This window comes from Bacillus sp. SH7-1 (assembly GCF_008042405.1).
GTDB classification, from domain to species: Bacteria; Bacillota; Bacilli; order Bacillales; family Bacillaceae_G; genus Bacillus_A; species Bacillus_A thuringiensis_N.
The window spans coordinates 170,904-181,902 of the sequence record NZ_QNUD01000010.1; the positions used below are offsets into that span (position 1 = coordinate 170,904).

Consider the following 10,999-nt stretch of genomic DNA (forward strand, 5'->3'; position numbering starts at 1 on the left):
CAGCTAAAACATAAAGCTAGCGCATTATTCACTTTATTGTTTATGAAAAGAAACAGAAAAATACCTTTCCCTGTCTTTTCAAAATATAAAAAGGCCCGAACCACTTATACTTACGGTTCGGGCCTCTCTCCCCTCAAAAAAGAAGGGTTTTATTCTTTATCTGCTTTTCCAAGCTCATAAGCTTCGTTCATAACTTTCATTAACAACTCTAACACCGGCTGCGCTTTCTCCATATCAAGCGCAATTCCATTATCATCTAAAATGGCCTTTGCTTCTGGTAAATGCTTCATTGCGATTTGTAAAAATTGCATGCTTTTCTCATTCATATTATGTTCTTCCTCTCCATTAAAACTTTTACATACATAGTGTAACACGCTCGCTATCCTTCGTATAACTCTTTATATTTTTTCATATGTGCCAATTGTTTATTTAAACCGTATTCTAACGGAGTATTTCTTTTTATCGAAATAATCTCTACAGCTGAATCTCTTTCTTCCACATTCTCTTTCTTCACTTTATCCTCTGCACCGAGAAGGTTCATACCTTTTTTCCATAGTGACTTTTTACCACTAAGTAAATTGTATATGCCGAGATGCTCCTCGTTCATTCCATTTCCCCATAAGTATTCACATGCATCTTCAACGTACAGTAGATCACTGGCGTTTTCCTCACTCGTATAATGGCACTCTTTCTCACCCAGTTCTGATAAAATGAGCTGATGGTACATCATAAAAGATGGTTGCCATGGACCATATAATGTAGGAACTCGAAATACACTATATTGTACCTCTCCTTTTTTCAAGCCTTCTTCCACTTTCGAAAATAGACGTTTATTTTCGGACTCATCTGCGCTTCCTACTTCAATAGAAGAAATTAGATTTAACTTCACTTTATGTTCTTCACACAGTCTTATAATTCGCTTTAAATACTGTAATATAACTCTTTCATTTCGAAAGCCGCTTTGTTGATTTGGTTCATACAAACAAAAGTAAACTGTATCGAACTTCTCTCCTTCTACTGATTTCCATCCATCTTCGTCTCTTATCGAATAATACGTAAATAACGCATTTCGGCCAATTAACAATAACTTCTCTTCATTAATTTTTGTCATATTCTCGAATTCATCAAAATCAAGACCGTACACTTCTACTTCTTCTGCAACCATTTTATTCACAAGGTGATAACCTACAAACGTAAGTGCACCTACAATTAGCACGCGCTCCATACCACCAACCCTTTCTCCTTGAAACAAATAGCTCCTCATTTATGTATATGGGAGCTTCACAATTCTTCTTCATATTTTTTAAAGAAATCAGTCGTTTGCCTAACCATTTTATATTTCACATCTTGCAGATGGAATAAGACAGAAGTATCGCATTGATTGAATTGCCTCATTTTCTCGTATTTACGTAACAACTGTTTTCTACCTCTTTTTTCTTGTGTTGATACGAAAACTTTAACAGGTACACAAGACGGAAGAAGCGTAAATGATTTCTTATTTATTTTGGATTCTAATTCTTCTTCTTTGGAATCATACGCTAAACTTAATTCCTTCACGAGTCTCTTGTAAAAAAACTTATGCTCTTTCTCAAACTCCACATATTCTGGTAAATCTAAACACGGATTTAGCATAATGACAGAGCGTATACATTCAGGATATTTGTTCATCATTTCAAGTGCTACAAGTGCCCCCATACCATCTGCCATAATGTGCATTTTCGCATTCAATGTCTCTTTTCTCAAAACAACGTCATATAGGCGTTTTGCTAGACGAACAGATTGATCATTTCCCCAATGTCTTCCGTATAAATTAGAAGAAAAGACCGTGTAGCCTTTCTCAATAAGGCCATGTAAAAAATAAGATCTACCCGCATGCTGTGTCCATAAACTTGTACCATTCTCAATAAAGTAGTTGTAATCACCAAGAAGCATGACAGAAAATCCATTTGGCTTCTCCGGCAAATAAATGACACATGGTTCTTTTTCTAAGTAAAAAAAACGTTCTGTAATACTCATTTTTCCCCCGCCTTATTTTCTAAACGTATAAAAGTACTCTTTTATAATGTATGAACAGAATGCAAATTTGCGTTGAAAAATCTACAAATATTTTTCTATATTCTTTTTTCAATTGTGTTACAATAAGGACAGATTGAACGAATAGAGGTGTAAAATATGCGTTTCATTTGGGCATTAATTTGGTCGTTCTTGCTTGTACATATGATGAGCTACGTAATCGGCTCTATGACTGGCGGTACATACGATTTTAACCAAGCGTCTATTTTCTCAGTTGTTCTTGCGGTATTAGTACTAGCAATTTCAGCTGCAATTCCAAACGAGCCAGTAGAACAACACTAAAAAAAGAGTCCGGATTTTATCCGAACTCTTTTTTTATTTCACACGCACGACTAACTCGTTATTTTCAACATCAACAACTACGTGACTATTGTCAGTAATCGTTCCTGCAATTAATTCTCGTGCTAGTTTCGTTTCCACTTGACGTTGTACATATCGTTTTAATGGACGAGCTCCGTACATTGGATCAAATCCAGCTTCTACAACAAACCCTTTCGCAGCATCTGTTAATTCTACCGTAATGTGACGATCAGCTAAACGACCTTGTAATTCTTTTACAATTTTATCAACAATACCTTTAATTTCATTCGCTGTAAGAGGTTTGAATAAAATAATTTCATCGACACGGTTTAAAAACTCTGGTCGGAAATGTCCTCTTAATTGTCCCATTACAAGCTCTCTTGATTCTTCTTTAATGGAGCCATCTTCTTCTAATCCATCTAATAAATGAGCAGATCCAATATTTGACGTCATAATAATAACTGTATTTTTAAAGTCTACTGTACGTCCTTGCGAATCTGTAATGCGACCGTCATCTAACATTTGTAATAAAATATTGAATACTTCTGGATGCGCTTTTTCGATTTCGTCTAACAAAATAACAGAATACGGTTTACGTCTTACTGCTTCTGTTAATTGACCGCCCTCTTCATACCCAACATATCCAGGAGGTGCACCAATTAAGCGTGACACAGCGTGTTTCTCCATATACTCAGACATATCAATACGAATCATTTGCTCTTCACTATCGAATAAAGACTGCGCTAACGTTTTTGCAAGTTCTGTTTTACCAACACCTGTTGGTCCTAAGAAGATGAAGGAACCAATCGGACGGTTCGGATCTTTAATACCAGCGCGAGCACGAAGAACTGCATCTGATACTAGGCTTACCGCTTCTTCTTGTCCGATGACACGCTCTGATAAAATTTGCTCTAGGCGTAGTAATTTCTCGCGTTCCCCTTCAACGAGTTTCGCGACAGGAATACCAGTCCAGCGTGAAACAATATCAGCAATCTCTTCTTCACTTACTTCCTCACGTAATAAACGATTTTCTTGTTTATTATGTGCGCCCATTTCTTCTGCTTCTTTTAACTCTTTTTCAATCGCAGGAATTTTCCCGTGACGAAGTTCCGCTGCTTTATTTAAATCGTAATTCCCTTCTGCTTCTTCTAATTCACGGCGCAGACGCTCTAAATGTTCACGTAAGTCACGAACTTTGTGAATATCTTCTTTTTCTTTCTCCCATTTCGCTCTCATACCACTTGCAACTTCTTTTAAATCCGATAATTCACGTTGCAACGTTTTTAGACGTTCTTGGCTACCAAAGTCCTTCTCTTTTCCAAGAGCTGCTTCTTCAATTTCAAGCTGCATAATGCGGCGTGTTACTTCATCTAATTCTGTCGGCATAGAATCAATCTCTGTTCGAATCGTTGCACATGCTTCGTCAACAAGATCAATTGCTTTATCTGGTAAGAAACGATCCGAAATATATCGATCTGATAAAACTGATGCTGCTACAATCGCGCGGTCATGAATATTTACACCATGGTAAATTTCAAAACGCTCTTTTAAACCACGTAAAATGGAGATTGTATCTTCAACGGTTGGTTCTTCTGCTAATACTTGTTGGAAACGTCTTTCTAGCGCTGGATCTTTCTCAATATATTTGCGATATTCATCTAGTGTTGTCGCCCCGATACAATGCAGTTCACCACGCGCAAGCATCGGTTTTAACATATTCCCTGCGTCCATCGCACCTTCTGTTTTACCAGCGCCGACGATTGTGTGCAGTTCATCAATGAATAATAAAATGCGGCCTTCACTCTTTTTAATTTCATTTAATACAGCTTGCAGACGTTCTTCAAATTCACCACGGAATTTCGCGCCAGCTACAAGTGCACTCATATCTAACGCAAAAATTGTTCTATCTTTTAAACCTTCAGGTACGTCCTTTTTCACAATACGCTGTGCTAATCCTTCAACGATTGCTGTTTTACCAACACCTGGCTCACCAATTAAAACCGGGTTGTTTTTCGTTTTACGTGAAAGAATGCGAATGACGCGGCGAATTTCACTATCACGCCCGATAACAGGATCAATTTTCCCCGCTCTCACTTCTGCTACTAAATCACGGCCATATTTTTCTAACGCTTCATATGTTGCTTCTGGATTTTGACTAGTCACTCTTTGATTCCCCCGAACTGTCATTAAAGACTGTAATAAGTTATCTTTCGTAATATGAAATCTTGTGAATAATTGGTTTATATCGCCTTTTTCTTCAGAAAAAGCAAGCAATACATGCTCGACTGAAATATAATCATCTTGTAATTTCTCTGCTTCTTTTCCCGCTCTTACAAGTAGTTGTTGCAGAGCACCTGTTATATATAATTTGCCTGCTTCTGCACCACTTCCCGTTACAGAAGGCTTTTTCTTAATTAAACTTTCAGCGCCTTGTTTTAACGCTTCTATATCGACATTCATTTTTTGAAAAATACGTACTGCTAACCCATCTTGCTCTTCTAATAATGTAAACAAGAGATGAACAGTATCTACTTCTTGATGATGATGAGATACCGCTAAAGATTGGGCACTCATAATCGCCTCTTGTGTTTTTGTTGTCATTTGATTTAAGTCCATCTTTACAGCCCTCCAAAAGTTTGACTTTCTTTGACCTTTGATTTGATTATACGCCAACTGACTTTTTTATACAATAATTTTGCTTATGTATTTTCAAACTTATTATTGGAAAAAGAAAAAAGGAGCATGCATGATACGACTGAAAAATATACGGTAAATGAAATTATAATATGTGACGACAAAAAAGCCGCAATAACAATTGCGGCTTCTGTTACGGTTTTCTTTTATACGTCCACTGACGGTTATGATTCGTATTATCTGGAAACTTATCACCGGCAGTTAATTTTACCATTTGCGGATCTTTCACCATACTTCCCGTTTCACCAATTTCCACATAAATGCCATCATTCGGCGCTTTTTGCCCAGAACGAAACCTACGATTTTGTCCCATTTCCATTCTCCTTCCATGACGTCTTTGCCTCATTAGTATATCCATTTTAAAAGAAAGCTTTTCTGTCATGTTTAGGAAACAAGTACTACATTTCGTTCTTGTACATATACATGAATGACACAAGCTTAAAGCAGGGATTTCCTTCCTATTTGTAGAAAAAAAGAAACCAACCTACTCTAGGCCAGTTTCAAAGGAGAGTCAAACATATACGAGAAGATTACATGTTCATTATAAGCCTCATCATACGAGCAATGTAACCCTTTTCACAATTTGTACATAATGAAAGAAACATTGTTTGAACTTTCCAAAAATATGTTGACTTTTCTTAATTTCCAACGAGAAATAGTAGACACCGCAGCACTTTGCGACGTAAGATGGATATATAGTGAAATTTCCATCTATGGTGGTCTCACCCAGTCTAACCTCTTATTTCTGCATATTAAAAACGGAAATACAGATAAAAACAAAAAAATTATTATAAGAGGTGAAATTATGAACAAACAACATTTAATCGCATTAGACTTAGACGGCACATTATTAACAGACAACAAAATAATTTCCACTCGAACGAAACATACAATTGCAAAAGCAAAGGAACAAGGACATATTGTCGTTATTTCAACAGGGCGTCCATTCCGTGCTAGTTATGATTACTATAAAGAACTTGGCCTGAACACACCTATCGTAAACTTTAACGGCGCTTACGTACATCATCCTCTTGATTCAAAGTGGGGAACACATCACTCTCCTCTTGAGCTAGCAACAGCCCAAGAAATTGTCCGAGCTTGCTTTGATTTTGGCGTAAAAAATATATACGCTGAAGTAATGGACGATGTGTATGTTCGTGAAATTGATGAAGATAAAAAACATATTTTCGAATTCGGTTCTCCAAAGATTTTTACAGGAGACTTATTAAATATTTTAAACGATCATCCAACTTGCTTATTAATTGATGCACATGACGAGCATTCCAGTGCAATTCGTCAACATTTAACTGATATGCACGCTGAAGTAATTGACCATAGAAAATGGGGCGCACCTTGGCCGATTATTGAAATCGTAAAAAGCGGGTTAAATAAAGCTGTTGGATTACAAAAAATTTCTAGTCATTACAACATTCCACAAGAACGAATTATCGCTTTCGGTGATGAAGATAACGACTTTGAAATGATTGAATTTGCTGGTCACGGCATCGCAATGGGAAATGCAATTCCTGAATTAAAATCACTTGCAAACCATACAACGTTAACGAACGAAGAAGATGGTATTGCACTATATTTAGAAGAGGTTCTTGGGTTGTAATCTAAAAATTCCCTACTTATAGTTTCTCGCCAAACGCTCATACTATGATTAGACGCAAAAGTCAGCGCGTCGATTGTTTTCAGCTAAATAAAGGGGGTTTTTCGAATGGGTAAAAAGAACAAATCAAAACGTTTTATCCAACAAGGAGCCGATGCTGTTATGAAGCATGATGCAAGATTCCCGTACCGTGGTACATTAGCTGAGGCAGAAAAAGCGAGAAGCAACTCTTCTTTTGGAGGGGTCTAAATGGGGAACTTACTATTCCAACAAGCTAGAGATGCTGTTGCAAATGCCGTATCTTGTTCAAGCGGTGCTGAGCAACAAGATCTCGTATACAGAGCAAAAAACGCTTTGCACTCTGCTTACGCAAACTCTTCAACAGCTGAAAAAGTTCAGCTACGCGAAATGCAGGAGCAGTTGCAAAACATTACGAATTTACATTAAAAAAGAGGACCAGCTTTGGTCCTCTTTAATCTTTTCGGAACAGTCCGAACACCCCAACAGTTTGCAGTACGTTTGTAAATGCACCTGGGTCCACTTGTTTAATAACCCTCTCTAATTCATACAGTTCGTAACGCGTAATAACAATCATTAACATTTCCTTATTTTCATTTGTATAAGCACCTGTTGCCGGTATCGTTGTAATCCCCCTCACTAAGCGTGAGTGAATTGCCTTTCTTACATCTGCCCCATTCTTCGTAACAATTAATGCTGTAATCTTCACATGACGCGTATGAATCGCATCGATGATTCGCGTTGACACATACAAAGTCACCAAAGTATATAATGCTTTTTCCCACCCATACACATAGCCAGCAGCAATAATGATCAGTGCATTAAAGAAGAAAAAATACGTACCGACAGGCTTATCTTTTATTTTAGATAAAATCATGGCGATAATATCTAAACCACCTGTAGAGGCCCCCCACTTTAACGCGATCCCTACTCCAATTGCCGAAATAAGCCCTCCAAAAATTGCATTCAAGATGATATCATTCGAAACAGCTCGAACTGGGATAATTTCCAAAAACAACGTCATAAAAATAACGCACAAAAAACTAAAAAACGTAAAAGCTTTCCCAACCTTTTTCCACGCTAAAATAACGACGGGAATATTAAATAAGCTAAACAATACTCCTGTAGATATATGAATAGATAAAAAATCTCCTAATATTTGTGATAATAATTGAGATAATCCAGCAAAACCACTCGCGTACACTTTCGCTGGTGTTAAAAATAAATTCATTCCAATCGCGTTTAATAAACCTGCAATGATTACAACGATTAACTTCTTTATAAGTTCGGTATAATTCAACTTCAAATCCATTTCTAATCCACCTTTATGATTCATGAATGCACCACTATACATAGTCTTTACGAAAAAGGAAATGATAAACGTACAACGTTTAGAAATGGAGTTGATACATATGCCACATACGAGTGATAACGACAAAAAAGCACGCGATAATAATGCAAAACGCGCACAAAAAAATGAGCAAGAACAAAAGAATATAGAGCAAGGTAAGCGTTCTTATTCTAAAAAGACCGATCACCTTTGATTTCATCGTACACCAGCAAAATTGTTGGTGTACTTTTTTTACATTTTACAGGAAAAAACATTAAAAATTCACTTCATGTTCACTTCTATATTCTACAATAGCGATAACATATTCGGATGAGGTGTTAGCATGAGAGGGAAACATATTTTCATTATTACTGCACTAATAAGCTTATTAATGCTAGCTGCTTGCGGGCAAAAAAATAGCTCAGCTACAGTCGCTACGGCAACAGACTCAACCATTACGAAGAGCGACTTCGAAAAGCAGTTAAAAGATCGTTACGGAAAAGACATGCTATACGAAATGATGGCACAAGACGTTATCACAAAAAAATATAAAGTATCTGAAGATGATGTAGATAAAGAAGTACAAAAAGCGAAAAGTCAATACGGAGATCAATTCAAAAACATATTGAAAAACAATGGTTTAAAAGATGAAGCTGATTTTAAAAATCAAATTAAGTTCAAACTTGCTATGAATGAAGCAATTAAAAAAAGTGTTACAGAAAAAGACGTGAAAGACCACTACAAACCAGAAATTAAAGCGAGCCACATTTTAGTAAGTGACGAAAATGAAGCGAAAGAAATAAAGAAAAAATTAGATGCTGGTGCTTCATTTGAAGAACTAGCAAAACAAGAATCGCAAGATCTACTATCAAAAGAGAAAGGCGGAGACCTTGGATACTTCAATTCAGGTACAATGACACCTGAATTTGAAACAGCTGCCTACAAACTAAAAATTGGTCAAATTAGCGATTCCGTCAAATCACCAAATGGCTATCACATTATTAAACTAACTGGTAAAAAAGATTTAAAACCTTACGATGAAGTGAAAAACTCCATCCGCAAAAACTTAGAAGCAGAACGTATTGCCGATCCTACATTTGGTCAAAAATTATTACAACAAGAATTAAAAAAGGCAAATATTAAAATAAACGATAGTGAGTTGGAAGATACGTTTACTCTTGCACATGAGCAAGGAAATTAAGAAAGCACCACCTTATATTCTACAAATATAAGGTGGTGCTTTCTATTTACTTTATTTCTTAAAGTACGTCCAACCTTCTTCTTGGTAAACCTTTTCTTCTTTCATCAACTTACCAAGTGCACGCTTAAATGCAGCTTTACTCATATTGAAACGTTCTTTAATATCTTCTGGGTGGCTCTTATCCCAAAACGGCATTGCTCCGCCTCGTTCTTCCATATAGTCATAAATTACAGCAGCGTCATCTTCCATTCCTTCTTCTTTACGAGGAAGAAGTGAAATGTTAATTGTACCATCGTCTTTCACGTCAATAATACGGCCCGTTACACGCTCACCGATGCGGACTTGTTCTTTTCTTTCTGTATGGTGTAAGAAAGCACGGAAATGCTCATCAGTTAGTATGAATGAACCAACTTGAAGTGAACGATACACACGTCCATTTACGTTTTTATTACGCATAGATGGCGTCGCATCTACGATAATTTCTTGCATATCACTGTCTCTTGCCGGAAGAGCAATTAAACGATCACGATTCGTTAATTTTAATGTACAATATAATTCGTCGCCTACTTCTGGCCATACTGGCATATAAATTGGAAACTCATCGGCTGGGATTAGTATATCTTTTGATACACCAATATCAACAAACACACCTAAACTAGGAATAACTTCTACAACCTTTACCCAGTTCCAATCAAAAGTTGTAATAAGTGGCTCCTTCATTGTTGCTGAAATACGATTTTGATGATCAAGGTATAAGAATACATCAATCGTATCGCCTTCTTCAATTTCTCCAACTAATTCGTTTTTATGTAGGAAAATTTCTTCTTCTTCATTCCCCACCATATATCCGATTTCCGTTTCGCGTAAAACAGTTACCTGTTCAATCGATCCTAATTGTAAATACATATTTTTTAATTCCCTTCTCTATATAAAGTGAAACTTTAATCAGTGGGGGTTTTGTTCCTTTCCACTGATTATCAGCCCTCACCAATCGGGCGTTTACGGCAGTGGATCTCCCACTTAACTTCTTTGCTCTAACTGAATGCCCGTTAATGCGGGGTAAAATTATCTTTTTTATCATTCCAAACAAAAGTTAATTATAACACGATTTTCCCTTTATTTGTCCAACTGCCCAAAATTCACTATAATAAAATGAGGTTACATGATTATAAGTATGAAAACACTTAAGTCTAAGCTCGTTTTCAGCTATACTTTAGTATGTACAGTACATAAAAAGATTAGAAATTTATTTGGAGGTGCTAACTATGGCAAAAGATAGTTCTTTTGACATCGTTTCGAAAGTAGAATTACCTGAAGTAACAAACGCAATTAACATCGCATTAAAGGAAATCCAAAACCGATATGACTTTAAAGGAAGTAAAAGTGATATTAAATTAGAAAAAGAAGTACTAGTTTTAACTTCTGACGATGAGTTCAAATTAGACCAAGTAAAAGACGTTCTAATTTCTAAACTTGTAAAACGTAACGTTCCAATTAAAAACTTGGATTACGGAAAAGTTGAAGCTGCGACTGGTAACACAGTTCGCCAACGTGCAACCCTTCAACAAGGTATCGATAAAGATAACGCGAAAAAAATTAACAACATCATTAAAGAAATGAAATTAAAAGTAAAAACACAAGTACAAGATGACCAAGTACGTGTTACAGCGAAAAGCCGTGATGACTTACAAGCAGTCATCGCAGCAGTTCGCAGTGCTGACTTACCAATTGACGTACAATTCATTAACTACCGCTAAAAAGAAAAACATCC

The 10,999-nt window shown here is 36.4% G+C and carries 14 protein-coding genes; 7 read left to right on the top strand and 7 right to left on the bottom strand.

Features of this window, described 5'->3' with window-relative positions; genetic code table 11:
* Window positions 1-149 precede the first annotated feature (149 nt).
* From DN390_RS12645 to DN390_RS12655, 3 genes are read right to left on the bottom strand one after another with little or no spacing between them, the layout of a single operon-like run.
* Window positions 150-326, bottom strand: a complete 177-nt coding sequence (locus tag DN390_RS12645; protein WP_001986215.1) for a ComZ family protein — start codon at window positions 324-326, stop codon at window positions 150-152.
* Window positions 327-379: 53 nt separating this feature from the next.
* Window positions 380-1,252: an NAD-dependent epimerase/dehydratase family protein gene (locus tag DN390_RS12650; RefSeq protein WP_147807463.1), complete on the bottom strand. Its 873-nt coding sequence runs from the start codon at window positions 1,250-1,252 to the stop codon at window positions 380-382.
* A 29-nt stretch (window positions 1,253-1,281) separates the two neighbouring features.
* Window positions 1,282-2,016 (bottom strand): lipase family protein, encoded by a 735-nt coding sequence (locus DN390_RS12655; protein WP_147807464.1) that lies wholly within the window; start codon window positions 2,014-2,016, stop codon window positions 1,282-1,284.
* A gap of 156 nt (window positions 2,017-2,172) precedes the next feature.
* Between DN390_RS12655 and DN390_RS12660 the strand changes: the two genes are divergently transcribed.
* Complete coding sequence (locus DN390_RS12660) at window positions 2,173-2,355, top strand: YjzD family protein (protein WP_001211116.1); 183 nt, start codon at window positions 2,173-2,175, stop codon at window positions 2,353-2,355.
* Between the two features lie 33 nt (window positions 2,356-2,388).
* Here DN390_RS12660 and clpB read toward each other — a convergent pair whose 3' ends face one another.
* On the bottom strand, window positions 2,389-4,989 hold the full coding sequence (gene clpB, locus DN390_RS12665; protein WP_147807465.1) for an ATP-dependent chaperone ClpB: 2,601 nt from the start codon (window positions 4,987-4,989) through the stop codon (window positions 2,389-2,391).
* 211 nt (window positions 4,990-5,200) lie between these two features.
* Window positions 5,201-5,380: a YjzC family protein gene (locus DN390_RS12670; protein ID WP_000531418.1), complete on the bottom strand. Its 180-nt coding sequence runs from the start codon at window positions 5,378-5,380 to the stop codon at window positions 5,201-5,203.
* Window positions 5,381-5,872: 492 nt separating this feature from the next.
* On the opposite strand from DN390_RS12670, the gene DN390_RS12675 reads away from it, so the two are divergent.
* The 3 genes from DN390_RS12675 (at window position 5,873) to DN390_RS12685 (ending at window position 7,126) form a co-directional block, all read left to right on the top strand.
* Complete coding sequence (locus tag DN390_RS12675) at window positions 5,873-6,682, top strand: Cof-type HAD-IIB family hydrolase (protein ID WP_033691175.1); 810 nt, start codon at window positions 5,873-5,875, stop codon at window positions 6,680-6,682.
* Window positions 6,683-6,787: 105 nt separating this feature from the next.
* The gene (locus DN390_RS12680) at window positions 6,788-6,928 is read left to right on the top strand and encodes a hypothetical protein (RefSeq protein ID WP_000516816.1); all 141 of its coding nucleotides are present in this window, start codon (window positions 6,788-6,790) and stop codon (window positions 6,926-6,928) included.
* Entirely contained in the window at window positions 6,929-7,126 is a 198-nt protein-coding gene (locus tag DN390_RS12685; protein ID WP_000527393.1) for a DUF3813 domain-containing protein, read from the top strand.
* A gap of 25 nt (window positions 7,127-7,151) precedes the next feature.
* On the opposite strand, the gene DN390_RS12690 is transcribed toward DN390_RS12685, so the two are convergent.
* The gene (locus DN390_RS12690) at window positions 7,152-8,009 is read right to left on the bottom strand and encodes a YitT family protein (protein WP_000364442.1); all 858 of its coding nucleotides are present in this window, start codon (window positions 8,007-8,009) and stop codon (window positions 7,152-7,154) included.
* 100 nt (window positions 8,010-8,109) lie between these two features.
* On the opposite strand from DN390_RS12690, the gene DN390_RS12695 reads away from it, so the two are divergent.
* Both DN390_RS12695 and prsA read left to right on the top strand, forming a co-directional pair.
* Window positions 8,110-8,241: a DUF3941 domain-containing protein gene (locus tag DN390_RS12695; protein ID WP_097949556.1), complete on the top strand. Its 132-nt coding sequence runs from the start codon at window positions 8,110-8,112 to the stop codon at window positions 8,239-8,241.
* Window positions 8,242-8,370: 129 nt separating this feature from the next.
* Window positions 8,371-9,228 (top strand): peptidylprolyl isomerase PrsA, encoded by an 858-nt coding sequence (gene prsA, locus DN390_RS12700; protein WP_147807466.1) that lies wholly within the window; start codon window positions 8,371-8,373, stop codon window positions 9,226-9,228.
* A gap of 51 nt (window positions 9,229-9,279) precedes the next feature.
* On the opposite strand, the gene DN390_RS12705 is transcribed toward prsA, so the two are convergent.
* The gene (locus tag DN390_RS12705; RefSeq protein WP_060629931.1) at window positions 9,280-10,134 is read right to left on the bottom strand and encodes a CvfB family protein; all 855 of its coding nucleotides are present in this window, start codon (window positions 10,132-10,134) and stop codon (window positions 9,280-9,282) included.
* 359 nt (window positions 10,135-10,493) lie between these two features.
* Between DN390_RS12705 and DN390_RS12715 the strand changes: the two genes are divergently transcribed.
* Window positions 10,494-10,985, top strand: coding sequence for a YajQ family cyclic di-GMP-binding protein (locus DN390_RS12715; protein ID WP_001040146.1), 492 nt, complete (start codon window positions 10,494-10,496; stop codon window positions 10,983-10,985).
* Window positions 10,986-10,999: the final 14 nt, after the last annotated feature.

Coding starts and splice junctions, on each gene's coding strand:
- DN390_RS12645 (WP_001986215.1), bottom strand. CDS start 326: ATGAATGAGAAAAGCATGCAATTTTTACAAATCGCAATGAAGCATTTA.
- DN390_RS12655 (WP_147807464.1), bottom strand. CDS start 2,016: ATGAGTATTACAGAACGTTTTTTTTACTTAGAAAAAGAACCATGTGTC.
- DN390_RS12660 (WP_001211116.1), top strand. CDS start 2,173: ATGCGTTTCATTTGGGCATTAATTTGGTCGTTCTTGCTTGTACATATG.
- clpB (WP_147807465.1), bottom strand. CDS start 4,989: ATGGACTTAAATCAAATGACAACAAAAACACAAGAGGCGATTATGAGT.
- DN390_RS12670 (WP_000531418.1), bottom strand. CDS start 5,380: ATGGGACAAAATCGTAGGTTTCGTTCTGGGCAAAAAGCGCCGAATGAT.
- DN390_RS12675 (WP_033691175.1), top strand. CDS start 5,873: ATGAACAAACAACATTTAATCGCATTAGACTTAGACGGCACATTATTA.
- DN390_RS12680 (WP_000516816.1), top strand. CDS start 6,788: ATGGGTAAAAAGAACAAATCAAAACGTTTTATCCAACAAGGAGCCGAT.
- DN390_RS12685 (WP_000527393.1), top strand. CDS start 6,929: ATGGGGAACTTACTATTCCAACAAGCTAGAGATGCTGTTGCAAATGCC.
- DN390_RS12690 (WP_000364442.1), bottom strand. CDS start 8,009: ATGGATTTGAAGTTGAATTATACCGAACTTATAAAGAAGTTAATCGTT.
- DN390_RS12695 (WP_097949556.1), top strand. CDS start 8,110: ATGCCACATACGAGTGATAACGACAAAAAAGCACGCGATAATAATGCA.
- prsA (WP_147807466.1), top strand. CDS start 8,371: ATGAGAGGGAAACATATTTTCATTATTACTGCACTAATAAGCTTATTA.
- DN390_RS12705 (WP_060629931.1), bottom strand. CDS start 10,134: ATGTATTTACAATTAGGATCGATTGAACAGGTAACTGTTTTACGCGAA.
- DN390_RS12715 (WP_001040146.1), top strand. CDS start 10,494: ATGGCAAAAGATAGTTCTTTTGACATCGTTTCGAAAGTAGAATTACCT.